Source organism: Mycobacterium sp. Dal123C01 (assembly GCF_052566995.1).
This window is the reverse complement of record NZ_CP199580.1, coordinates 4105793-4128551: the sequence shown is the minus strand read 5'-3', so window position 1 is coordinate 4128551 and position 22759 is coordinate 4105793. Positions and strand designations below refer to the sequence as shown.

At 65.4% G+C, this 22759-nt stretch carries 23 protein-coding genes; 20 read left to right on the top strand and 3 right to left on the bottom strand.

Annotated features, from left to right (window positions below; translation table 11 throughout):
- Positions 1-359 precede the first annotated feature (359 nt).
- From ACTXG5_RS19485 to ACTXG5_RS19465, 5 genes are all read left to right on the top strand, one after another.
- Positions 360-1607, top strand: coding sequence for a PPE family protein (locus tag ACTXG5_RS19485; protein WP_445160352.1), 1248 nt, complete (start codon positions 360-362; stop codon positions 1605-1607).
- Positions 1608-1679: 72 nt separating this feature from the next.
- Positions 1680-3074, top strand: coding sequence for a PPE family protein (locus ACTXG5_RS19480; protein WP_445160351.1), 1395 nt, complete (start codon positions 1680-1682; stop codon positions 3072-3074).
- A gap of 81 nt (positions 3075-3155) precedes the next feature.
- Positions 3156-3479, top strand: coding sequence for a DUF732 domain-containing protein (locus tag ACTXG5_RS19475; protein ID WP_445160350.1), 324 nt, complete (start codon positions 3156-3158; stop codon positions 3477-3479).
- Positions 3480-3496: 17 nt separating this feature from the next.
- Positions 3497-3829, top strand: coding sequence for a DUF732 domain-containing protein (locus ACTXG5_RS19470; RefSeq protein WP_445160349.1), 333 nt, complete (start codon positions 3497-3499; stop codon positions 3827-3829).
- A gap of 130 nt (positions 3830-3959) precedes the next feature.
- Complete coding sequence (locus ACTXG5_RS19465; RefSeq protein ID WP_445160348.1) at positions 3960-4673, top strand: MgtC/SapB family protein; 714 nt, start codon at positions 3960-3962, stop codon at positions 4671-4673.
- An 11-nt stretch (positions 4674-4684) separates the two neighbouring features.
- Here ACTXG5_RS19465 and ACTXG5_RS19460 read toward each other — a convergent pair whose 3' ends face one another.
- Complete coding sequence (locus tag ACTXG5_RS19460) at positions 4685-5911, bottom strand: NAD(P)/FAD-dependent oxidoreductase (RefSeq protein ID WP_445164500.1); 1227 nt, start codon at positions 5909-5911, stop codon at positions 4685-4687.
- A gap of 91 nt (positions 5912-6002) precedes the next feature.
- Between ACTXG5_RS19460 and ACTXG5_RS19455 the strand changes: the two genes are divergently transcribed.
- Both ACTXG5_RS19455 and ACTXG5_RS19450 read left to right on the top strand, forming a co-directional pair.
- Entirely contained in the window at positions 6003-6947 is a 945-nt protein-coding gene (locus tag ACTXG5_RS19455) for a sterol desaturase family protein (RefSeq protein WP_445160347.1), read from the top strand.
- 104 nt (positions 6948-7051) lie between these two features.
- The gene (locus ACTXG5_RS19450) at positions 7052-7732 is read left to right on the top strand and encodes an Rv1815 family serine proteinase (protein ID WP_445160346.1); all 681 of its coding nucleotides are present in this window, start codon (positions 7052-7054) and stop codon (positions 7730-7732) included.
- Positions 7733-7738: 6 nt separating this feature from the next.
- Here ACTXG5_RS19450 and ACTXG5_RS19445 read toward each other — a convergent pair whose 3' ends face one another.
- Positions 7739-8191, bottom strand: coding sequence for a nitroreductase/quinone reductase family protein (locus tag ACTXG5_RS19445; protein ID WP_445160345.1), 453 nt, complete (start codon positions 8189-8191; stop codon positions 7739-7741).
- A gap of 121 nt (positions 8192-8312) precedes the next feature.
- Between ACTXG5_RS19445 and ACTXG5_RS19440 the strand changes: the two genes are divergently transcribed.
- From ACTXG5_RS19440 to ACTXG5_RS19430, 3 genes are all read left to right on the top strand, one after another.
- Positions 8313-8996, top strand: coding sequence for a TetR/AcrR family transcriptional regulator (locus tag ACTXG5_RS19440; protein WP_445160344.1), 684 nt, complete (start codon positions 8313-8315; stop codon positions 8994-8996).
- 137 nt (positions 8997-9133) lie between these two features.
- Positions 9134-9634, top strand: a complete 501-nt coding sequence (locus ACTXG5_RS19435) for a VOC family protein (RefSeq protein WP_445160343.1) — start codon at positions 9134-9136, stop codon at positions 9632-9634.
- The gene (locus ACTXG5_RS19430; protein ID WP_445160342.1) at positions 9631-11094 is read left to right on the top strand and encodes an FAD-binding protein; all 1464 of its coding nucleotides are present in this window, start codon (positions 9631-9633) and stop codon (positions 11092-11094) included. The genes ACTXG5_RS19435 and ACTXG5_RS19430 overlap by 4 nt, the downstream gene beginning before the upstream one ends.
- A gap of 43 nt (positions 11095-11137) precedes the next feature.
- Here ACTXG5_RS19430 and ACTXG5_RS19425 read toward each other — a convergent pair whose 3' ends face one another.
- Positions 11138-13057: an ABC transporter ATP-binding protein/permease gene (locus ACTXG5_RS19425; RefSeq protein ID WP_445160341.1), complete on the bottom strand. Its 1920-nt coding sequence runs from the start codon at positions 13055-13057 to the stop codon at positions 11138-11140.
- Between the two features lie 94 nt (positions 13058-13151).
- Between ACTXG5_RS19425 and ACTXG5_RS19420 the strand changes: the two genes are divergently transcribed.
- From ACTXG5_RS19420 to ACTXG5_RS19375, 10 genes are all read left to right on the top strand, one after another.
- Entirely contained in the window at positions 13152-14795 is a 1644-nt protein-coding gene (locus tag ACTXG5_RS19420) for an acetolactate synthase (RefSeq protein WP_445160340.1), read from the top strand.
- A gap of 49 nt (positions 14796-14844) precedes the next feature.
- On the top strand, positions 14845-17175 hold the full coding sequence (gene secA2, locus ACTXG5_RS19415; RefSeq protein WP_445160339.1) for an accessory Sec system translocase SecA2: 2331 nt from the start codon (positions 14845-14847) through the stop codon (positions 17173-17175).
- A 52-nt stretch (positions 17176-17227) separates the two neighbouring features.
- Complete coding sequence (locus ACTXG5_RS19410; protein ID WP_445160338.1) at positions 17228-17854, top strand: CDP-alcohol phosphatidyltransferase family protein; 627 nt, start codon at positions 17228-17230, stop codon at positions 17852-17854.
- Positions 17847-18770 (top strand): DUF881 domain-containing protein, encoded by a 924-nt coding sequence (locus ACTXG5_RS19405; RefSeq protein WP_445160337.1) that lies wholly within the window; start codon positions 17847-17849, stop codon positions 18768-18770. The genes ACTXG5_RS19410 and ACTXG5_RS19405 overlap by 8 nt, the downstream gene beginning before the upstream one ends.
- Before the next feature lie 58 nt (positions 18771-18828).
- Positions 18829-19161, top strand: a complete 333-nt coding sequence (locus ACTXG5_RS19400; RefSeq protein ID WP_007170008.1) for a small basic family protein — start codon at positions 18829-18831, stop codon at positions 19159-19161.
- 68 nt (positions 19162-19229) lie between these two features.
- A complete protein-coding gene (locus ACTXG5_RS19395) occupies positions 19230-20111 on the top strand; it encodes a DUF881 domain-containing protein (RefSeq protein ID WP_445160336.1) in 882 nt (293 codons plus the stop codon).
- Positions 20112-20148: 37 nt separating this feature from the next.
- Complete coding sequence (gene gcvH / locus ACTXG5_RS19390; RefSeq protein ID WP_445160335.1) at positions 20149-20547, top strand: glycine cleavage system protein GcvH; 399 nt, start codon at positions 20149-20151, stop codon at positions 20545-20547.
- Positions 20548-20827: 280 nt separating this feature from the next.
- A complete protein-coding gene (garA, locus tag ACTXG5_RS19385; protein ID WP_276073105.1) occupies positions 20828-21289 on the top strand; it encodes a glycogen accumulation regulator GarA in 462 nt (153 codons plus the stop codon).
- Positions 21289-22035 carry a transcriptional regulator FtsR gene (gene ftsR / locus ACTXG5_RS19380; RefSeq protein ID WP_445160334.1) on the top strand — a complete coding sequence of 249 codons (747 nt, stop codon included), beginning with the start codon at positions 21289-21291 and terminating at the stop codon, positions 22033-22035. The genes garA and ftsR overlap by 1 nt, the downstream gene beginning before the upstream one ends.
- 117 nt (positions 22036-22152) lie before the next feature.
- Entirely contained in the window at positions 22153-22647 is a 495-nt protein-coding gene (locus ACTXG5_RS19375) for a bifunctional nuclease family protein (protein ID WP_036469133.1), read from the top strand.
- Positions 22648-22759 lie beyond the last annotated feature (112 nt).

Sequence of the window (22759 nt, the reverse complement as noted above, 5' to 3'; positions counted from 1 at the left end):
GCTGCACAATTGGGCGCTATACTGGTAGTTTGCTGAGTACTGCGTTAGCTGTTGAACGCCAACCGCCCTCACACAAGCAGGCAACGCAATGACATTTCTTTTTTACACTCCGATTACCCGGCGGGAACGTGTCATGACTAATTTTCGCTCACAATGATCGCTATATTGAGGCCGGGATTGTGAATCAGGAACGGAAGCAGATCCTGAGAATCTTAGATGGGGAGAGTGTAAGGCTGTTGTGTTCAACACGTGCCGAATCTGAGGATTCAATGGATTCCATTAGAGCTGCGGCGCGTTTGCGGCGAGGGATGCGAAACCGCGCCTACCATGGCGGCCAAATGAGGGAGCGGAGGTAAGAAATGTTGGACTTCGGGGCGTTAACACCGGAGATCAACTCCGGTCGAATGTATGTCGGTGCGGGAGCAGGGCCGATACTTGCCGCCGCGACAGCCTGGGACGAATTAGCTGCCGAGCTGCACTCCGCGGCGGCGTCGTATGGCTCGACGATAGAAAGCCTGGCCGTTGGGCCGTGGACCGGTCCGTCCTCGATCGCGATGGCCGCCGCGGCTGCGCCCTATGTGCAGTGGATGAGTGCAACGGGCGTTCAGGCCGAGCTGGCTGCCACCCAGGCCAAGCTCGCCGCCGGCGCCTATGAGGCGGCCTTTGCGGCCACGGTGCCACCGCCGATCATCGCCGCCAATCGCTCCCAGCTCGCGACATTGGTCGCCACCAACCTCCTGGGCCAAAACACCCCGGCAATCGCGGCCACCGAGGCTCACTACATGGAGATGTGGGCCCAAGATGCCGCCGCAATGTATGCCTATGCCGGTTCGTCGTTGACCGCGTCGCAGCTCTCGCCGTTCACGGAACCGCCACAGACCACCAACGACTCAAACTCGCAGACGCAAGCGGCCGCGGTGGCTCAGTCGAGCACCACGTCGGGCACCAAAACCGCCGCACAGCTTTCTTCGAATGCGATCCAACCCCTGGTAACGACCGCGGCAGCGGCGGCTGACCCGTCGGCGGGATTGACGGTGCCGCCCGTCGTGACCAACTGGAACACCATTTGGTCGGCCATCACCGGGGTGTTCTCCCCCCAGTCCTGGGCCACCATCCCCGGCGGTCCGTTCCTGTCCTTTGGGCAGGCGTACGCCTGGGGCCAGAACGGGCAGAGCGCCCAGGCTTATTTGGCCGGGCCGAAATTCATCAAGGGGGCGTTGGAGCCGCTGACCAGAGTCCCAAGCGCGGTCCATCCCATGCTGAGCTCCGCGGTCAGTGGCGGGCCGGCCACCGGGTCCATGGGGAGGGCGGCCCTGGTTGGAAGCATGTCGGTGCCACAGGGATGGACCGACGCCGCCCCGGCGATCAGAACGGTCGCCCAGGTGCTGCCGACCAACTTCGCGGCCGCCCCGGCTGCCTCATTGATCGGCGAGGAAGGCATGTTCAGCCAGATGGGCCTGTCCAGTCTGGCCGGCCGCGCCGTCGCCGCTACCAGTACCCACACGGTGAGCGGCAGTGCCGCGACGGCGGCCACATTGGGCGGCATCGTCGCGGAGGCCGACCCCGCCGCCGCCACCATCATCGTGATCCCGGCTCTGGAGGACTGACCGCAATGAACACGACGCACAGCAACCCGGCACTGTCCATCCAAGCGCTCGGCGCGAGGTAGGGGGTTACAGATGTTTTACGGAGCCTTTCCGCCAGAGTTCAATTCGGCCCGGATGTACACCGGTCCCGGAGCGGAGTCGCTGGTCACCGCGGCAACAGCCTGGGAGAACCTGGCCACCGAATTGCAGTCCATCGCGACCTCCTATTCGTCGGTGCTCTCGAATCTGACCACGGGGCCCTGGGCGGGCCCGTCGTCGCTTGCGATGGCAGCGGCAGCCGCACCCTATGTGGCCTGGATGCAGCAAACCGCCGCACAGGCCGCGCAAACCGCTGCCCAAGCAACTCAGGCGGCCGGCGCGTACGAAACGGCATTTGCCGCGCACGTGCCGCCGCCGGTGATCGCCGCCAACCGCGCCTTGCTGGCGCAGCTGATGGCGACCAATCTCCTCGGGCAGAACACCGCGGCCATCGCGACGACCGAGACCCAATACAGCGAAATGTGGGCCCAAGACGCCGAGGCGATGGACAGCTATTTCGCGTCCTCGGCGACGACCTCCAACAACTTGACGGAGTTCAGCCCGGCGCCGAAGACCACCAACGACGCGGCCCCGCAGATGCAGGCGGCCGCGGTCAGCGGGTCCACCAGCACCGCGGCCGGCAACGCTGCCACCACAGCGGCGGCTGCCGCCACCACGCCCCCCGGGGCGCTGGGGTGGCTCGCACAGCTCGCCACGGACTACCAGAACTTCTGGACCAACCTGCTGAACACCGTTCCCGGCGGGGCGAACTTCTACACGGCCTTTTACAACGCGCTCAAGGTTCCCATTGGCCTGACCACGCAGTTCAACGACATCGGGCTGCTGATCAACTTCCCGGTGTCCCAATGGCTCAAGTTCGCCCCACCGCTGGCCTACGGTGCGATACCGAAAGACGCGCTGGGGGCCGGCCTTGGTGCGTTGGGCTTCACCCGGGGCACCCTGTTCGACGCGATCAGCCCGACGGCCGGTTTCGCGCGCGGCACCCTGGTCGGATCGTTGACCGTCCCGCCGAGTTGGGCCTCGGCCACCCCGGCGATCCGGACGGTCGCCGCCGCCTTGACTGCCGCCGGGCCCGAGGCCATTCCCGCGGCAGCGCTCGTCGAGGGAAGCCTGTTCAGTTCGATGGGGATGGCGGGGATGCTGGGAAGCGCCCTCGGCGCCGGAGGTCCCACCGTGGTGCGGGCCGGCATCCGCAACCGCATGACCCCGATCAAAGACCTCAAGGACAAGAACTCACCGGAGCACCTGAAGCGTCTGGTCGCACAGATATCGGAGAAGCCCGAAACCGTGCAGCACCACAACGTCGATCAAGAAGGTCTCGATACGCTGCTCGAGCAGCTCGCCAAGAAGCCCGGTATCCACGCGGTGCACCTGAAAAAGGCTAAGTCAAAGGTCATCCCGTCCGAGGAAGCGCAACTGGGCTTGTGATGACTCTAAAGATATTGGCGCCCAGCATATTTGGCTATCCGACGAACTGAAAATGGTCTCGCGACGGGAGAGTGATGGGTTATGAAACGGCTACTGGCGTTGCTCGGCATGGCCGCCACGATCGGCCTCGCCGCGCCGGCGTATGCCGATCCCATTCCGGAACCGGACGGTGACGATGCCGGCTTCGTCGCCGCGCTGCACCAAGCCGGGTTCAGCTTTGCCAGCGAAGGATCGGCGGTCGCGGCCGGCAGGGCGGTGTGCTCGTTGTTGAACAACGGCGAGTCCGGCCTGGAGCTAGTCCACGACGTGAAAAACCACAACCCCGGAATGAGCATGGAGATGGCATCGGACTTCGCCGCGATCTCAGCGAAGTTCTACTGCCCGCATCAACTCTCCAAGGCCTGATCGAGTCGGCTGCTCCAATGCGACCGTTGCTGGCGCCGCTCGGCGTCTCCATAATGATCGCCCTGGCCGCGCCCGCCTATGGCGATCCCGATGTGGGTCCCGACGACGTGGGCTTCCTCGCGACCGTGCGCGACGCGGGTATCACCTACACCGACTCGGGCCAGGCAATCGCCTTCGGCAAATCGGTCTGCGGGTTGATCGAGGCAGGCAAATCCGGCCCGGCGCTCCTCCACGACCTGCAGCGGAACAACCCCGGATTGACTACGGATCACGCAACCCTGTTCGTGGGGATTTCGGCGAAGTACTACTGCCCGCAACTACTGGGCAAGAATCCAGCCTCAGCGCAGTAGCCGCGGTCAACCATCCGGCTACGCAGAGGTTTCGCGGGAGTGGCCACCCTGCAACCGGTCTGGCTGGCATCCATCTGCCGTTCATGTAGACCTGGTTGGCTGGCCAGGCCGTCGGGGGAAGGAGCGGGTTGTGACGCAGACACTCAGCGTCGCCGATTTCGCGCTCCGGCTGGGCGTCGGGGTGGGCTGCGGCGCCCTGGTCGGCATCGAGCGGCAATGGCGAGCGCGCCGGGCCGGTCTACGCACGAACGCGCTGGTCGCCGCGGGCGCGACGTTGTTCGTGCTGTACGCGGCTGCCACCGAGGACAGCAGCCCCACCAGAGTCGCGTCCTATGTGGTGTCCGGCATCGGGTTCCTCGGCGGTGGGGTGATCCTGCGCGAGGGCGTGAACGTCCGGGGCCTCAATACTGCGGCCACGCTGTGGTGCTCCGCGGCGATTGGTGTTCTGGCCGCCTCCGGGCACCTGGTGTTTACCTTGATCGCCACCGTCAGCGTCATCGCCATCCATGTAGTGGGACGCCCACTGGGGCGGGTGATCGACCACGACAACGACTCCGAGGAAGACGAAGGCAGACAACCGTTCCTGGTGCAGGCGGTCTGTCGCCCGAAATCCGAGAAGTACGCCCGCGCCCAGCTGGTCCAGCACGCCAGCAGCAACGACATCACGCTGCGCGGCATCCACACCGGGCACCAGTCCGGCGACGACGAGATCACCTTGACCGCACATGTGCTCGTGGACGGCCACACACCGCCCAAGCTGGAGCGGTTGGTGGCCGAGCTGTCCCTGCAACCCGGGGTTCGCGCGGTGCAGTGGTACGCCGCCGACGAAGCGCCGTCAGACTGACCGCGGCCCGGCTACGGGCGGGCCTGTAGCTCGGGCGCGGCCGCGGCCAGTAGATCGGTCCGGACCCGGGTCAGTGGGGGATAGATCCGCCGGGAATTGATGGTCTGTTTGGTGATCTTGGCTTGCTCACCCGTTGAGACCACCACGCGATCCCACCCTTCGGTATAGACGGCGCCGGTCGGACCAAGATCGAGAACTGTTACATACCAAGGGATTCGAAGGCCCAGCATCGGCTCGTTGAGCAGGTCACTGATCACGTTGTAGCCGGCATAACGACCCATCGGCCGCCCATGCTGACATGACATCACCGACAGATGCTCGTCATCCATGCGGGCAGCAGCCACGTCGCCCGCGGCGAATATCGACTCGACTCCGATCACCCGAAGGTAATCATCGACGGGTACCCGACCCAGCCGGTCGCGGGCCACCGGCAGCTGCTCGGTGAGCGGGCTCGCCCGCATGCCGGCACACCACACCACCGTGGCCGTCTCCAGCTCCTCGCCCGAGGACAGCGACACCGCGCTTTGGCTGACCGCGACCACACTTACTCCCGTCCTGGTCTGAATCCCGTTGTCCGACAACGCCTGTTCGATCACCGGTCGCGCCCAGGGGCCCATATCGGAGCCGACCACCGGATTGTGGTCGACCAAGACCACCCGGGGAGTGAAGCTGCTTCGAGAGAACAACGCGCGCAACCGGTTCGGCAGCTCGCAGGCCGTCTCGATGCCGGTCAGCCCGGCACCGACCACGACGACCGTCGCGGCCGCGGCGGTCGGGATATCGTCGGCGAGCCCTTGCAGATGCCGCTCTAGCGCGATGGCACCGTCGTAGGTGTCAACGTCATAACCGAACTCGCGCAGCCCCGGGAGGTCGGGTCTGAGCACCCGGCTGCCGGACGCCAGCACCAGTCGGTCGTAGCCATAGGTCACACCGTCCGCGGTGGCGGCGGTGCCGGCGTCGGCGTCGATGGCGGTCACCTCGGCGGCGATGTGCGCCACGCCGACGGGGTCGAGCAGGTCGGCCAACGGGATGCGGCAGGCACTCAAATCGGCTTCGTAGTTGCGGACCCGGATGTCGTGGAATGGCGTGGCGCTCAGCACGGTGATATCGACCGTTCCCGCCGGCACCGCGAGCTCGTCGAGTCGGCGGGCGGCTCCCAGCGCCGCCCATAACCCCGCGAAGCCGGAGCCGACCAGCAGCACAGCCGATCGACCGTGGTCGCCCGTCGTGCGATTCATCGCTGTCATCAGCCATCAGTCTGGACCGTCCAGCGGCCCGAGGAACAGATCGGCCTGACGAACGTCGCGCCGCAGGCCTTAACCTATCTGTGTGGGTGCCGTCACTGGGTTCTTAGCCGTACTACCTCCGCCAATGCGGGATCCGGTGCTGTTTGCCATTCCCTTTTTCGTGCTGCTGCTGATTCTCGAGTGGACCGCGGCGCGCAAGCTGGAACGCCTCGAGGCGGCCGCTGCCGAGAATTCCCGACCCGCGTCGGGCGCCTACCTGACCCGCGATTCCGTGGCAAGCATCTCGATGGGCCTGGTTTCGGTTGCCACCACCGCCGGCTGGAAGACCCTCGCACTGCTGGGGTATGCCGCGATTTACGCCTACCTGGCGCCGTGGCACCTGCGGGTGGACCAGTGGTACACGTGGGTCATCGCGATCGTCGGCGTCGATCTGCTCTATTACGCCTACCACCGCATCGCGCACCGGGTGCGGCTGATCTGGGCCACGCACCAGGCCCACCACTCCAGCCAATATTTCAACTTTGCGACCGCGCTGCGCCAGAAGTGGAACAACAGCGGTGAGATCTTGATGTGGATTCCGTTGCCGCTGTTAGGGATTCCACCCTGGATGGTGTTCTTCGCCTTTTCGCTGAACTTGATCTACCAGTTCTGGGTGCACACCGAGCGTATCGACAAGCTCCCGCGACCGATCGAATTCATCTTCAACACCCCGTCGCACCACCGAGTGCATCACGGCATGGACAAGGTGTACCTCGACAAGAACTACGGCGGCATCTTCATCATCTGGGACCGCCTGTTCCGCAGTTTCCAGGCCGAGCTGTTCCGTCCGAATTACGGCCTCACCAAGCAAGTGGACACCTTCAACATCTGGAACCTGCAGACCCGCGAATACGTCGCGATCGCCCGCGACTGGCGGTCGGCGAGCCGGCTTCGTGACCGGTTGCGCTATGTATTCGGACCCCCGGGCTGGACTCCGCGCCCGGCGGGCCAGACCGACGACTCCGTTCGGATGGCGACGTCGATGTAACGCTGGCACCTGCTAGCGCGAATAGCTCGATGTCGAAACAGTAACGACGTAATCTCAACTTGTGGTCGGTGCACGCTCCGGCCTTGACGGAACGGAGTCCGTCCATGGTGTATCGCATGGCACTTCGGGTAGTGGCCGCAGTGGTTGCTGCCCTGGCGTTTGGCCCCGGCTTGCCCGCTGCCACGGCCCATGCAGACCCGGTAGCGGTGTTCCCTGGCATGGAAATCCTGCAGGACAACCGGATGTGCACGCTGGGCTACGTCGATGCGGCCCAGCGAGTCGCCTACACCGCGGGGCACTGCCGCAGTACCGGGAATATCGTCACCGACCAGAACCGCAACGTCATCGGCCATCTCGCGACCTTCCGGGACGACACGCCCAGCGGCTCGACGGTGGCCGTTGACCAGGCGATCAGCGACTACGAGGTCATCGCGCTGGACGGCAATATTTCGTTGAACAATATTTTGCCGGGGGGACGTCAGCTGGTATCGAGCCCGAACGTAGCGCTGACGCCCGGGCAGGCGGTGTGTCACTTCGGTGTGGCCACCGGTGAGACCTGCGGGACCGTCGAAAGCGTGAACAATGGCTGGTTCACGATGTCCCACGGCGTCCAGAGCCATCCGGGTGACTCGGGTGGACCGGTGTACCTGGCGCCCCCTGGGGGTCCCGGACAGCTCGTCGGGATCTTCAACAGCATGTGGGGCGACTTTCCCGCCGCGGTGTCGTGGCGGACCACCTCCGAGCAGGTCCACCAGGACATGGCAGGGCAGGTCAACCCCGACTAGGGCGACTCAGTCCGAACCGCCCGCGCGGAGCGCGAACACCGGTATCGATGGGGCGGCAGTACGGAACTGATCAGCACTGGATTCCGGCGTCAGCCCGGCGACGTAGCCCTTGACCTGCCAGTACCACCGGTCCAGGTAGCGCTTCAGCAATTCGGGTTTGGCCGCATCCTCGACCTCGGTGGCCTGGACGCTGCGCCGCCGCCAGCGCGGCCCCATGTCGACGACGCCGGCTGCCCTGACATTGCGCGCCCACTGGGTGTTCCCTCGCGGCGAGACCAGGTAGTCCACGCCGTCAATGGTCAGCAGGTTGATCACCACCGCGCGCAGCTTTCCCGTCTTGCGCCCGCGGACGCGCAGCGCCCGGGTACCGGCGATGCTGACCCCCAGCTCGGCGAGCCACCGGATGACGGCGTTGCCGGCTCGCGCGGCCCGGTTGGGTTCTTCGTAGCGGGTGGACATCGTGGATCCTCTCGGCCGGCCTCTAAGAACTACTGAGAGCAGTGCTCTCTAGGCGGATGACGTTGCCACAACACTCACCGAAATGCAAGAGCGGTGATCTCGGTTGTGTCAAACTGGCGACGTGGGCAAACGCCAGGAGTCACGGGAGCAGATCGCGACACGCATCGTCGAGCTGGGGCGCAGCCAGCTAGTCGATCGCGGCGCAGCCGGGCTGTCGCTACGCGCGATCGCGCGCGACCTGGGCATGGTCTCCTCGGCGGTGTACCGGTACGTGTCCAGCCGCGACGAATTGCTGACCTTGCTGCTTATCGACGCCTACTCCGACCTGGCCGAGACGGTGGACCGGGCCCGCGACACCGTCGGCGAGTACTGGAGTGACGACGTCGTCGCGATCGCGCGGGCAGTGCGGAGGTGGGCCGTAGAACGTCCCGCGCAGTGGGCCCTGCTGTACGGCAGCCCAGTCCCGGGATATCACGCACCTCCGGAGCGCACCGTCGGAGTCGGCACCCGTGTGGTGGGGGCCATTTTCGACGCCATCGCGGCGGGGATTACGACCGGCGATATCAGGCTAACCAATACTGTTGTCCCGCAACCGATGTCGTCAGACTTTGACCGGATTCGGCAAGAATTCGGCTTTCCCGGCGACGATTCCGTCATCGCCAAGTGCTTTTTGTTCTGGGCAGGGGTGCTGGGCGCGATCAGCCTCGAGGTGTTCGGACAGTACGGTGCCGACACGCTGACGGATCCGGAGGCGGTCTTCGACACCCAGCTTCGGCTGCTGGTGGACATGCTGACCCAACATTGACCCCGGTCGGCGGCGCGGGCCGAGGAGGCCGAACTAGAACGTGTTCACCCAATGATTCCCGGCGCCAAGCACCGGATTACGGCAAAGACTTTTTGGGCCTTTCTGGGGGCCAGCAGACTGGGCTATCCTGCCAGACGATGACGCTTACTGTTCAATCACCGACACAGATCGCATGGGTTACCCAGGATCTGCCCGCCACCGAAACGGCTCTCACCGGCCTGTTAGGCGCCCGGAAGTGGGTCCGAATACCCGAGGTGCACTTTGCTCCGGACAGCTGCAGCTACCGTGGCAAGCCGGCCGATTTCGTCGCCAGCATCTCACTGAGCTATCTCGGCGACATGCAGCTGGAGCTCATCGAACCGGTCAGCGGGGAGAACATCTATAGTGAATTTTTGCGTGACTCTGGGCCGGGTTTGCACCACATCTGCATGGAGGCCGACAGCCCCGAACAATTCGATGCGGCGCTGGCCGACGCCGCTAACCACGGCGCCCCGGTGGTGCAGCAGGGTGTAATGCCCGGCGGAATCCAATTCGCTTACGTGTCAGCACCACAGGCGGGCGTGCCGTTTGTGGAGATCGCTTACGTCTCGCCGGAGATGCAGGCGTTTTACGACTACATCAAACAGGAGCAGCGGTGAGCACCGAGATACCAGCAACGGTCAACGCAGACACGGTGACGTCGTGGTCGGACGACGTCGACGTGCTCGTGATCGGTTTCGGGATCGGCGGTGGATGCGCGGCGGTGAGTGCGGCTGCCGCCGGCGCGCGGGTGCTGGTCCTGGAACGCGCCGCAGTGGCAGGCGGAACAACCTCGCTGGCCGGCGGCCACTTCTACCTGGGTGGTGGGACCGCGGTCCAGCAGGCCACCGGTCATGACGACTCTGCCGAGGAGATGTACAAGTACCTGGTCGCGGTATCTCGGGAGCCCGACCCCACCAAGATTCGCGCGTACTGCGAGGGCAGCGTCGAGCATTTCAATTGGCTCGAGGATCTGGGTTTCCAGTTCGAGCGCAGCTACTTCCCGGGCAAAGCGGTGATTCAGCCCAACACCGAGGGATTGATGTTCACCGGCAACGAGAAGGTGTGGCCGTTCCTGGAGAAGGCCGTGCCTGCACCGCGCGGCCACAAGGTGCCGGTGCCCGGCGACACCGGCGGTGCCAGCATGGTGATCGACCTGCTGCTCAAGCGGGCGGCAAGCCTGGGCGTGCAAATCCGTTACGAGACGGGCGCCACCGAGCTGATTGTGGATGATTCGGGCGCGGTGACCGGTGTGAGGTGGAAGCAGTTCTCCGAATCCGGGGCGATCAAAGCAAAGTCGGTCATCATTGCCGCCGGGGGATTCGTGATGAACCCGGAGATGGTAGCCAAGTACACACCGAAACTGGCCGAGAAGCCGTTCGTGCTCGGCAATACCTACGACGACGGCCTCGGCATCCGGATGGGCGTATCGGCCGGCGGCGCGACCCAGCACATGGACCAGATCTTCATCACCGCTCCGCCGTACCCGCCGTCGATCCTGCTGACCGGGATCATCGTGAACAAGCTCGGGCAGCGGTTCGTCACCGAGGACTGCTACCACTCCCGGACGTCCGGGTTCATCATGGATCAGCCGGACAGCGCGGCGTTCTTGATCGTCGACGAGGCACATTTGGAGCACCCGACGATGCCGTTGGTGCCGCTCATCGACGGCTGGGAAACCGTCGCCGAAATGGAAGCCGCACTTGGCATCCCGCAGGGCAACCTGGTCGCGACGCTGGACCGCTACAACACCTACGCCGCCCGCGGCGAGGATCCCGACTTTCACAAGCAGCCGGAATTCCTTGCGGCGCAAGACAAAGGCCCGTGGGGCGCGTTCGACATGTCACTGGGCAAGGCGATGTATGCCGGCTTCACCGTCGGCGGGCTGGCCACCTCCCTGGACGGTCAGGTGCTGCGCGAAGACAGCACCGTCATACCCGGCCTCTACGCAGTCGGCGCTTGCGCGTCCAACATCGCCCAGGACGGCAAGGGCTATGCCAGCGGCACCCAGCTGGGTGAGGGCTCGTTCTTCGGCCGCCGCACCGGAACGCACGCGGCCCAAGGGGCCGGGGGCGCGTAGGCGCGTTAAGACACAGCACCGGAACGCACGCGGCCCAGCTCGGCTAAACCTTCGCGGGTTCCGGGCCGACCGGCCCGAGCTGCCATTGACCGCCGCCGAGCAGCTGCAGCTGTTGTTCGTGGTGCTGTTCGACGGTCTGGCGATGGCTGACACTGACCACGACGCACTCCGGCAGTTCGGAACGCAGCAACTGGTAGAGCGCGAATTCCAGGCCCTCGTCGAGCGCGGAGGTGGACTCGTCGAGGAAGACGGCCCGGGGCTTGGTCAGCAGAATGCGGGCGAAGGCGACGCGCTGCTGCTCACCCGGAGAGAGCACCTTGGCCCAATCCTGTTCTTCGTCGAGTCGTTCGATCAGCGGGGCCAGTGCGACCTTGTTCAGCACGTCGTGCAGCTCCTCGTCGGCGACGCCGTCCGGCGAATTCGGGTAGCACACCACGCCACGCAGGTTGCCCAGCGGCACATACGGCAACTGCGACAAGAACATCGTCGCGTTGTCACCCTCCGGACGACACAACGTCCCTGACGCGTAGGGCCACAATTCGGCCAGACTGCGCAGCAGTGTTGTCTTGCCGACGCCGGAACGCCCGGTGATCACCAGCGAGTCGCCGCTGTGGAGCTCCACGTCGAGCGCGTCGATCAGCGGATCTCCGGCCGGCGTGCGGACCTCGATACCGGCCAGCTCGACCACCGACTCTTGGCTCGGTTTGACCAGCACTGCCGGCAGCGCGCGGCCCTGGGCGTTGGCGTCCACCAGCCCGTGCAACCGGATGATCGCCGCCCGGAACGAGGCGAACGCGTCGTAGTTGTTCCGGAAGAACGACAGCGAGTCGCTGATATTGCCGAATGCCGTTGCGGTCTGGCCCACGTCACCGAAGTCGATCTTGCCGGCGAATAGCCGCGGAGCCTGGATAATCCACGGCAAGGGGACAATCGCCTGCGACACCGACCAGTTCCAGCCGTTGAAGATGATGCTCCGGCGGACGAACTTGCGGTAGTTGTCGATGATCGGGGTGAAACGACGCCAGAGTTGCGCCCGCTCCACGCGCTCACCGCGATAGAAACCGACGGCTTCCGCGGCGTCGCGCAGCCGGACCAAGCCATAACGAAACGCGGCGTTGAGCTTCTCGTTGTTGAAGCTCAGCCAGATCAGCGGACGTCCCAGCCATATCGCGACCGCCGTCGCGATAACCACATACACCAGAACGGTCCAGAACATGGCCCGCGGCAACGTAACGCCGAAGAGGGTCAGGTCCCCGGACAGATTCCACAGGATCGCCGCGAAGGAGATCACCGAGGCGACCGCGTTGACGGCCCCGAACAACAACGTGCTTCCCGTGCCGTTGGACGGGCTGTTCGGGGTCCCGCCGGCATTGGCGGTGAAGATGTCGACGTCCTGCTGGATACGCTGGTCGGGGTTGTCAATGGTGTTGTCGATGAACAGATCCCGGTAATAGGCCTTGCCGTCCAGCCAGTCATCGGTGAGGTGGGCGGTCAGCCAGATGCGCCAGGCGATGATGAAGCGCTGGGTCAGATAAATGTCGAGCATGAATCGGATGACGTAGAGGGTGGCCAGCACGCTGAAAATCGCGAGGGACATCCAAAAGCCATGGATACCAGACTGTCTGACAGCCTCGTCGCCCGCGGCCATGCCCTGGACTGCCTTCTGCACCGCCGTGTACAAGTCGTTGCCCTGGTAGCTGAGCAGCACGGTGAGCCGCACCGCAAGGAGCACCGACAGCAACAGCACACCAAGCATCAGCCATACCTTGACCCTGTCCGGGCCGACAAAGTAGCCGCGGGTGATCCGCCAGAACTGCCGGCCCCAGGGCGTGAAATACCTAAATACGGCCAGCACGACGATGAGACATACCGCGCCTACCGCCCAGGCAATGGCGACCCATTGCAAGGAGTCCACAAGTGCCGAGGACCAGTCGATGGATGGCTTGAATAGCGTGGGACCCAAAGTCGACGTCTCCTTGCTATCGAGGCATCTTGAGGAGCCTCTTGGCGAATGCTTCCCCGCGAAGGTACCCGAGACCGGCGGATAGGCTGCCACGATGAGCATCGACGCTCCGTCCAGCCAGATCGTCCATGCCGGCCGCCTGATCGCCCGGCGCCTGCGGGCCAGCGGTGTCGACACCCTGTTCACGTTGTCGGGCGGCCATCTGTTTTCCATCTACGATGGCTGCCGCGACGAGGGCATTCGACTCATCGACACCCGTCACGAGCAGACGGCGGCGTTCGCCGCCGAGGGCTGGTCGAAGGTGACCAGGGTGCCGGGCGTGGCCGCCCTCACCGCGGGCCCGGGTGTCACGAACGGAATGAGCGCGATGGCGGCCGCGCAGCAAAACCAGTCACCACTGGTGGTGCTCGGTGGACGGGCGCCCGCGCAGCGCTGGGGCATGGGATCGCTGCAGGAGATCGACCACGTGCCGTTCGTGGCGCCGCTGGCTCGCTTCGCGGCCACCGCGCAGTCCGCTGAGGACGCGGGCCGGCTGGTCGACGAGGCATTGCGGGCCGCGGTCGGCGCCCCGTCGGGTGTCGGATTCGTCGACTTTCCGATGGATCACGTGTTCGCCGTGTCCGAAGATGACGGCCGTCCCGGCGTGCTCAGCGAGCCGCCACCGGCCCCCACGCCCGACGGCGACGCAATGGACCGTGCCGCCGGCCTGCTGGCCGCCGCGCAGCGGCCGGTGATCATGGCCGGCACCAACGTCTGGTGGGGACACGCCGAGGTGGCGCTGCTGCGGCTTGCCGAGGAGCGGGGGATCCCGGTGCTGATGAACGGGATGGCCCGCGGCGTTGTGCCCGCCGATCACCCGTTGGCGTTCTCGCGGGCACGGGCAAAAGCGCTGGGCGAGGCGGATGTGGCCCTCGTCGTCGGGGTGCCGATGGATTTTCGGCTCGGTTTCGGCAAGGTGTTCGGGCCGCAAACGCAGCTCGTCGTGGCCGATCGGGCCGAGCCCGAGCGGGAGCATCCCCGGCCGGTCGCCGCCGGCCTCTACGGCGACCTCACGGCCATTCTCTCGGCGCTGTCCGGTCCCAGCGGAGCCGACCATCGAGACTGGATCGCCGCGCTGCGCACGGCCGAGACCGCCGCACGCGATCAGGAAACAGCCGATCTCGGTGACAACCGGATCCCTCTGCACCCGATGCGGGTGTACGCCGAACTCGCGCCCATGCTGGACCGCGACGCCATCGTGGTAATCGACGCCGGCGACTTCGGTTCCTACGCGGGCCGGGTGATCGACAGCTATCAGCCGGGCTGCTGGCTCGACAGCGGGCCCTTCGGCTGTCTTGGCTCAGGCCCCGGCTACGCCCTGGCGGCCAAGCTGGCCCACCCGGAGCGTCAAGTCGTCCTGCTGCAAGGCGACGGCGCATTCGGCTTCAGCGGTATGGAATGGGACACCCTGGTGCGGCACCAAGTGCCGGTCGTGTCGGTGATCGGCAACAACGGAATCTGGGGCCTCGAAAAGCATCCGATGGAGGCGATCTACGGCTATTCAGTGGTCGCGGAGTTGCGTCCGGGGACCCGCTACGACGAGGTGGTACGCGCCCTCGGCGGCCACGGCGAGCTGGTGTCCGCGCCGGTCGAGCTGCGGCCCGCGCTGGAGCGGGCCTTCGCCAGCGGCCTGCCCGCCGTCGTCAATGTGCTCACCGACCCGAGCATCGCCTATCCCCGGCGATCGAACCTCGCCTGACGGGTCGGGCCTGACCGGAGCAACGCTGCTCACCGCGTACCGTTGACCTGTGCCAAACACCACCCGCACTCAACCGGGCCGCCTGAGCAGCAGATTTTGGCGACTGCTCGGCGCCAGTACGGAAAAGGACCGCACTCGCTCCCTCTCGCAGGTCAGCGACGCGTCCGAATACGACGAGAAGGCCGCCGGCCTCAAAGACGAGAAGCTGCGCAAGGCGGCCGGACTGCTCAACCTCGACGGTCTCGCTGACTCCGAGGACATCTCGCAGTTCCTGGCGATCGCCCGGGAAGCGGGTGAGCGGTCAACGGACTTGCGGCCGTTCGACGTTCAGTTGTTGGGCGCGCTACGCATGCTCGACGGCGATGTGATCGAAATGGCGACGGGTGAGGGCAAAACACTGGCCGGCGCGATCGCGGCCGCCGGGTACGCGATCGCCGGCCGCCACGTGCACGTGGTCACCATCAACGATTATTTGGCCCGCCGCGACGCGGAATGGATGGGCCCGCTGCTGGAGGCCATGGGACTGACGGTCGGCTGGATCACCGGGGAATCCACGAGCAAGGAGCGGCGCGCGGCTTACGACTGCGACGTCACCTACGCGTCGGTGAACGAAATCGGCTTCGACGTGTTGCGCGATCAGCTGGTAACCGACGTCGACGACCTGGTATCGCCCAATCCCGATGTGGCCCTTATCGATGAGGCCGACTCCGTGCTTGTCGACGAGGCGCTGGTGCCACTGGTGCTGGCCGGCACCACGCACCGGGAGACGCCGCGGCTGGAGATCATCGAACTGGTTGGCGAGCTCACCGCCGACGTCGACTACGACACCGACTCCGACAGCCGCAACGTGCACCTCACCGAGGTCGGCGCCCGCAAAGTCGAGAAGACGCTCGGCGGCATCGATCTGTATTCCGAGGAACACGTCGTCACCACGCTCACCGAGATCAACGTCGCACTGCACGCCCACGTGCTGTTGCACCGCGACGTGCATTACATCGTCCGCGACGATGCCGTGCACCTGATCAACTCCTCCCGTGGCCGCATCGCGCAGCTGCAGCGCTGGCCGGACGGTCTGCAGGCCGCTGTCGAGGCGAAGGAAGGCATCGAGACCACCGAGACGGGTGAGGTGCTCGACACCATCACGGTGCAGGCGCTGATCAACCGCTACACGACCGTGTGTGGAATGACGGGCACCGCGCTGGCCGCCGGTGAGCAACTGCGCCAGTTCTACAAGCTGGGTGTTTCACCAATTCCGCCGAACACTCCCAACATTCGTGAAGACGAGTCTGACCGGGTCTACATCACCGCCGCGGCCAAGAACGACGCGATCGTCGACCACATCGCCGACGTGCACGAGACGGGACAGCCGGTGCTGGTCGGCACCCGCGATGTGGCCGAATCCGAGGAGCTGCACGAGCGGCTGGTGCGCCGCGGCGTGCCGGCGGTCCTGCTCAATGCCAAGAACGACGCCGAGGAAGCCGAGGTCATCGCCGAGGCCGGCAAGTACGGCGTGGTCACGGTGTCCACCCAAATGGCCGGGCGGGGCACCGATATCCGCCTCGGCGGATCCGACGAAGCCGACCACGACAGGGTCGCCGAGCTGGGCGGGCTGCACGTGGTCGGCACCGGCCGCCATCACACCGAGCGGCTGGACAACCAGCTGCGGGGGCGCGCCGGACGCCAGGGCGACCCGGGCTCGTCGGTGTTTTTCTCGAGTTGGGAGGACGACGTCGTCGCGGCCAACCTGGATCGCAACAAGCTGCCCGAGCAGACCGACGAGGACGGCAAGATCGTCAGCCCCAAGACCAGCGCATTGCTCGATCACGCGCAGCGCGTCGCGGAGGGCCGGCTGCTGGACGTGCACGCGAACACCTGGCGCTACAACCAGCTGATCGCCCAGCAGCGCGCCATCATCGTGGATCGCCGAAACACGTTGCTATGCACCGCAGCTGCGCGTGAGGAGCTCGCCGATCTGGCGCCGAAGCGCTACGAGGAGCTGGCCGAGACCGAGGGAATCTCTGAAGAACGGCTCGAGACGATCTGCCGGCAGATCATGCTGTATCACCTCGATCGCGGCTGGGCCGATCATCTGGCCTACCTGGCCGACATCCGGGAAAGCATCCATCTGCGCGCGCTGGGCCGGCAGAATCCGCTGGACGAATTCCACCGGATGGCGGTCGACGCGTTCGCGTCGCTGGCCGCGGACGCGATCGAAGCCGCTCAGCAGACGTTCGAAACGGCGAACGTCCTCGAAGAGGAGCCGGGCCTCGATCTGTCCAAGCTGGCACGACCGACGTCGACGTGGACATACATGGTCAACGACAACCCGCTGTCCGATGACACGTTGTCCACCCTGAGCCTGCCCGGAGTGTTCCGCTAACCGACTGGTCCGCGATGCGGACCGCATCGTCGCCGAGCTAAGGTCACGGCTCATGGAGCCGGATCCGCCAGACCGGGTGCTGACAGTACCCAACCTGCTGAGCGCCATCCGCCTGCTGCTCATTCCGGTATTCATCTACGTCCTGATGTTCGCGCACGCCAACGGGTGGGCGGTGGCGATCCTGATGTTCAGTGGCGCCTCCGACTGGGCCGACGGCAAGATCGCCCGCACGCTGGACCAGTCGTCGCGGTTGGGCGTCCTGCTGGATCCCGCGGTCGATCGCCTCTACATGGTGACGGTGCCCATCGTGCTGGCGCTGAGCGGAATCGTGCCGTGGTGGTTCGTCATCACGCTGCTGGCGCGCGACGGGCTGCTGGCCGCCACGCTGCCCCTGCTGCGCAGTCGCGGATTGTCGGCGCTGCCGGTGACCTACATCGGCAAAGCCGCGACGTTTGCCTTGATGTCCGGCTTTCCGCTCGTTTTGCTGGGCACGTCGGACGCGTTGTGGAGCAGGGTGATAGGCGCCTGCGGTTGGGGTTTTCTGATCTGGGGTATGTACGCCTACCTGTGGTCATTCGTCCTGTATGCCGTGCAGATGGTCCTGGTGATGCGCCGGATGCCCAAGGTCGCACAGCAGGCAACCCGGCCGAACACTCCCGAGGCGGGTGAGCATGGCTGAACCGGACCGCTCGCTCGGCGGCTATGACCCCAACGCCGGGCGCAGCGCACACGCCGCGGCGCGGCCAACACTCATCCCGGTGCCGTCCCTGCTGCGCGCGCTGCTGTCGGAGCATCTGGATCCCGGCTACGCCGCGGCGGCCGAACGACGCGCTAGCGAGGCCACACCCCACACCGGGCGGGCACGCGTTTTCGGCTGGCTTTGGCAGGCGCTGGCGGCGATGCTGGTCGCCACGGTGTTCGCCGCTGCGGTCGCGCAAGCCCGTTCGGTCGAACCCGGTGTGCACACGGCCCAGCAGCTGTTGGCGCGAAGTGTGCGGGCGACGGAAGACGCTGCCACCAAATTGGCCCAGCAGCGCAGCACGCTGTCGAGCCGGGTCGACGACGTACAGCGGCTCGCGCTGGCGGACGACACAGAGGGTCAGCGGCTGCTGACTCGGCTGGACGGACTCAGCCTGGCCGCCGCCAGCACAGCGATCATCGGCCCCGGTCTGACCGTGCAGGTGACCGATCCCGGTGCCAGCCCGAATCTTTCCGATGTGTCCAAGCAACGGGTGAGCGGGAGCCGGCAAATCATCCTCGACCGCGATCTGCAGCTCGTGGTCAACTCGTTGTGGGCCAGCGGCGCCGAGGCCATCTCGGTCGGTGGAGTGCGGGTCGGGCCGAACGTGACGATCCGTCAAGCCGGGGGAGCGATCCTGGTCGACAACAACCCCACCAGCAGTCCTTACACGATCCTCGCGGTCGGCCCGCCGCACGGAATGCGCGACGTCTTCGAGAACAGCCCCGGACTGCAGCGTCTTAGGCTGCTGGAGGCCTCCTACGGTGTCGGCATCGCGGTGAATGTCTCCGACGGGCTTTCGCTGCCGGCCGGATCGATCCGGGAAGTCAAGTTCGCCAAACAGATTGGGCCCTAGTGAGAAAAGTCTTCGTAAGACAGCTCCCCCTGGGGGGAATGCGGACGGGAACCTGCGCATGATCGGTATCGCGGCGCTTGCGATCGGCATCGTGCTGGGCTTGGTTTTCCACCCCGCGGTGCCCGAGGTCGTGCAGCCGTATCTGCCCATCGCGGTGGTCGCCGCGCTCGACGCTGTCTTCGGCGGGCTGCGCGCCTATCTCGAACGGATCTTCGACCCCAAGGTGTTCGTGATTTCGTTCGTGTTCAACGTCTTTGTGGCGGCGCTGATCGTCTATGTCGGGGACCAGTTGGGCGTCGGCACGCAGTTGTCCACAGCGATCATCGTCGTGTTGGGTATCCGTATCTTCGGCAACGCCGCCGCGCTGCGGCGCCGGCTCTTCGGGGCATGACGCGCGCCGGCGACGATGCAGAGCGAAGTGATGAGGAGGAGCGGCGCCATGACCCAGATGAGGTCAGCGTGAGCCAGGACGAGCCGAATGGCGCGGCCGACGAAAGTCGTGACACGCCAACCCAACAGGATGCTTCCACAGCTGACCCCGACTCCGGCGACGCTGCGCAGCATGGCCGGCACGAGTTGCCCGCGCACAGTCCGCGCCCCGAGATCGGAGCGGTAGGCCGGACCGGGTTGTCCGGAATGCTGCGCAGCGGTCGGTCCCGGCTGGTGTTCGGAGCGCTGGCGTTCCTGCTGTGTCTGGTCCTGGGCATCGCCATCGTCACCCAGGTCCGCCAGACCCGCTCGGGTGACTCCCTGGACACGGCGCGCCCCGCGGATCTGCTGGTGCTGCTGGATTCGTTGCGCCAGCGCGAGGCCACGCTGAACACCGAAGTCAACGAACTGCAGAACACCCTGAATTCGTTGCAGGCGTCCGGCAACACCGACCAGGCCGCGATCAAAAGCGCGCAGGCGAGACTGGCCGCGCTGTCCATCCTGGTCGGCGCCGTGGGCGCGACCGGGCCCGGTGTCACCGTCACCATCGACGACCCCGGCCCCGGGGTGTCACCGGAGGTACTGCTCGACGTGATCAATGAGCTGCGGGCCGCAGGAGCCGAGGCGATCGAGGTCAACGGTGCACACCAGTCCGTGCGGGTCGGCGTCGACACCTGGGTGGTCGGCACACCCGGTTCGTTGACCATCGACAACAGGACGCTGTCGCCGCCGTATTCGATTCTGGCGATTGGCGATCCACCCACGCTGGCTGCGGCCATGAACATCCCGGGTGGCGCAGAGGACAGCATCAAGCGCGTCGGCGGACGCATGTCTGTGCAGCAGGGCGACCGTCTGGACGTGACCACCTTGCGACAACCAAAACCGCACCAATACGCTCAGCCCGTGAAGTGAACTAGCCCGAACAGCAGCCGACCAGAACAGGATTACCGTGAGCGATATCCCGCCCGATCTGCACTACACCGCCGAACACGAGTGGGTTCGCCGGAGCGGTGACGACACCGTGCGGATCGGAATCACCGACTTCGCGCAGTCGGCACTGGGCGACGTTGTTTTCGTCCAACTGCCCGACGAGGGCGCCGAGTTGACCGCGGGCGAAGCTTTCGGCGAGGTGGAATCGACGAAATCCGTGTCCGACTTGTACGCACCGGTTTCCGGCAAAGTGACTGCAGTCAACGGCGATCTGGAAGGCAGCCCGCAACTGGTCAACTCCGATCCCTACGGTGCCGGCTGGCTGCTCGATATCCAGGTCTCGGATGGCTCGGAGTTGGAATCCGCCATTTCCGCGCTGCTTGACGCCGAGGCCTACCGCGGCACACTGACCGAATGACGGTTGCTAATGTCCCTGCCAGCCCTGCGCGCGGCTTCGGCATTGGGCCATGACACGGCCCGCGGTGGGGCCGCGCTGGGGTGAGGGGGCTGGCCGGACGATCGGCTTGCGATCCTGCCGGTGGCTAGCCCATTCCGAACCACCGCGCGGTACGGTCAAGACAACAGCATGAGAAGGCAAGTAATCGGCATTACAGGGGTTACGAACCTAGTGGGAAGCCGGCCGAGCGGCCCGGTCAGACAACGCCACAGCGGCCAGTGAGGAGCAGCGCGTGACGGACATGGACAACGACCAGACTTCTGATGAAGTCACCGTGGAGACAACTTCGGTTTTCCGCGCCGACTTCCTCAACGAACTGGACGCACCCGCGCAATCGGGCTCCGAGAGCACGGTGTCCGGGGTTGAAGGACTTCCGGCGGGCTCGGCGTTGCTAGTCGTCAAACGCGGGCCCAATGCTGGATCGCGGTTCCTACTCGACCAGGCCATCACCTCGGCAGGCCGGCATCCCGACAGCGACATCTTCCTCGATGACGTCACGGTGAGCCGCCGCCACGCTGAATTCAGGTTGGAAAACAACGAATTCCACGTGGTCGATGTGGGTAGCCTGAACGGAACCTACGTCAATCGCGAGCCGGTGGATTCGGCGGTGTTGGCAAACGGTGACGAAGTGCAGATCGGCAAGTTCCGCTTGGTGTTCCTGACGGGGCCCAAAGGTGACGACGATGGAGGATCTGGAGGCTAGTGAGCGCACCCGATAGCCCGGCCCTGGCCGGGATGTCGATTGGGGCGGTCCTGGATCTATTGAGGCCGGATTTCCCCGATGTCACAATTTCCAAGATTCGCTTCTTGGAGGCTGAGGGACTGGTGACGCCGCAGCGCGCCGCGTCGGGATACCGCAGATTCACTGCGTACGACTGCGCGCGACTGCGCTTCATTCTCACTGCGCAGCGCGATCACTACCTACCGCTGAAGGTGATCCGATCCCAGCTGGACGCCCAGCCCGACGGTGAGCTGCCACCGTTCGGATCGCCTTACGGCGTACCGCGATTGGTTTCGGTGGGGGATGGCGATGCCGCCCCCGACACCGATTCCGATACGGCCGCGGTGGCACCCACCCGCGTCCGGCTGAGCCGAGAGGACCTCCTCGAACGCTCGGGCGTGGACGATGACCTGCTTACCGCACTGGTCAGGGCCGGGGTGATCACCACCGGCCCGGGCGGATTTTTCGACGAGCACACCATCGTGATCTTGCAGTGTGCGCGAGCGCTGTCCGACTACGGCGTCGAGGCCCGTCATCTGCGTGCCTTCCGCTCGGCCGCCGACCGGCAGTCCGATCTGATCGCCCAAATCGCCGGGCCGGTAGTCAAAGCCGGCAAAGCCGGTGCCCGCGATCGCGCCGACGACCTGGCGCGTGAGGTTGCCGCACTGGCGATCACTTTGCACACGTCGTTGATCAAGTCCGCCGTTCGCGACGTTCTGCGACGCTGAGGACTAGACTTCGTTCAACAGCTTGGTGCTCGGCGGCATGGAGAGAAATGGTGTTTCACCGGGTCGTCGCTCCGAGTGAAAGTCGGACACGGCGGCATGTGCGGAGGGCAGACACTAATGGGTGAAGTTCGTGTTGTCGGCATTCGCGTGGAACAGCCGCAGAACCAGCCGGTGCTGTTGTTACGCGAAGCCAACGGCGACCGCTACCTGCCGATTTGGATCGGGCAGTCCGAAGCAGCCGCCATTGCGCTCGAACAACAAGGCGTCGAGCCGCCCCGCCCACTGACGCATGATCTGATCCGGGATCTCATTGCCGCACTTGGACATTCACTAAAAGAGGTGCGGATCGTCGATTTACAGGAAGGCACTTTCTACGCCGACCTTGTCTTTGACCGCAACATCACCGTGTCGGCGCGCCCCTCGGACTCGGTGGCGATCGCGCTGCGAGTCGGCGTGCCGATCTATGTCGAGGAGGCCGTTCTCGCCCAGGCCGGTCTGCTGATCCCCGACGAGAGCGACGAGGAGTCCAACACCGCTGTTCGGGAGGACGAGGTGGAGAAATTCAAGGAGTTTCTCGACAGTGTTTCGCCCGACGACTTCAAGGCCACCTAAACCGGGAATCCCAGCGGCCTGCCGACGATACACACGACGAAACGGCGGGTCAGGGGTTCGTCGGCGCGGGCGATGCGCTGGACGTCGACATCACGGATCCGTCTCATCTGAC

Coding starts and splice junctions, on each gene's coding strand:
- ACTXG5_RS19485 (WP_445160352.1), top strand. CDS start 360: ATGTTGGACTTCGGGGCGTTAACACCGGAGATCAACTCCGGTCGAATG.
- ACTXG5_RS19480 (WP_445160351.1), top strand. CDS start 1,680: ATGTTTTACGGAGCCTTTCCGCCAGAGTTCAATTCGGCCCGGATGTAC.
- ACTXG5_RS19475 (WP_445160350.1), top strand. CDS start 3,156: ATGAAACGGCTACTGGCGTTGCTCGGCATGGCCGCCACGATCGGCCTC.
- ACTXG5_RS19470 (WP_445160349.1), top strand. CDS start 3,497: ATGCGACCGTTGCTGGCGCCGCTCGGCGTCTCCATAATGATCGCCCTG.
- ACTXG5_RS19460 (WP_445164500.1), bottom strand. CDS start 5,911: ATGAATCGCACGACGGGCGACCACGGTCGATCGGCTGTGCTGCTGGTC.
- ACTXG5_RS19450 (WP_445160346.1), top strand. CDS start 7,052: ATGGTGTATCGCATGGCACTTCGGGTAGTGGCCGCAGTGGTTGCTGCC.
- ACTXG5_RS19445 (WP_445160345.1), bottom strand. CDS start 8,191: ATGTCCACCCGCTACGAAGAACCCAACCGGGCCGCGCGAGCCGGCAAC.
- ACTXG5_RS19435 (WP_445160343.1), top strand. CDS start 9,134: ATGACGCTTACTGTTCAATCACCGACACAGATCGCATGGGTTACCCAG.
- ACTXG5_RS19420 (WP_445160340.1), top strand. CDS start 13,152: ATGAGCATCGACGCTCCGTCCAGCCAGATCGTCCATGCCGGCCGCCTG.
- ACTXG5_RS19410 (WP_445160338.1), top strand. CDS start 17,228: ATGGAGCCGGATCCGCCAGACCGGGTGCTGACAGTACCCAACCTGCTG.
- ACTXG5_RS19405 (WP_445160337.1), top strand. CDS start 17,847: ATGGCTGAACCGGACCGCTCGCTCGGCGGCTATGACCCCAACGCCGGG.
- ACTXG5_RS19400 (WP_007170008.1), top strand. CDS start 18,829: ATGATCGGTATCGCGGCGCTTGCGATCGGCATCGTGCTGGGCTTGGTT.
- garA (WP_276073105.1), top strand. CDS start 20,828: ATGGACAACGACCAGACTTCTGATGAAGTCACCGTGGAGACAACTTCG.
- ACTXG5_RS19375 (WP_036469133.1), top strand. CDS start 22,153: ATGGGTGAAGTTCGTGTTGTCGGCATTCGCGTGGAACAGCCGCAGAAC.